Here is a 435-nt window from a genome sequence, read left to right as displayed (position 1 = left end):
TGCTTACTAACAGCAATACTAAATTCAGACACATTACTGCAATACCGCCCACCGCAGTAATGCGGGCAATTTTATTAATCCCTTTTGAAGCAACGACGGTGACCAGAATCATCCATGCCACTGCCAGCAGACCAACCACCTGCGTAGGCTCCAGTCCGGCAATATGCCAGTGCTGGGTCATGTCGCTACCGTAGAGGAATGTTGAGAACGGTACCCAAACTTTCGCGGAGGTACTCACCATCCAGATGATATAAGAGGAAAACCACATAAACGTACCAATGAAGGCAAAACGTGGTCCGACACTATTATTCATCCAGGAATAGATACCGCCTTCTTCTTTGCGATAAGCAGCTCCCATTTCAGCCATCATTAAGGCGAATGGAATAAAGAATAACAATGCAGAAAATATATAAAAGGGAATCGCACTATAACCCA

Annotated in this window: 1 protein-coding gene; it reads right to left on the bottom strand. The window is 45.1% G+C overall.

The window, feature by feature from the left end:
* The coding region (locus tag AC3DEV_RS17185; protein ID WP_488372906.1) for an amino acid permease at positions 1–435 on the bottom strand (435 nt) is incomplete at both ends.

The sequence above is a fragment of the Dietzia sp. IBK-p2-15D genome (assembly GCF_057773105.1).
Note: the sequence above shows the minus strand (reverse complement) of the source record. Positions and strands in the feature narration are given on the sequence as shown.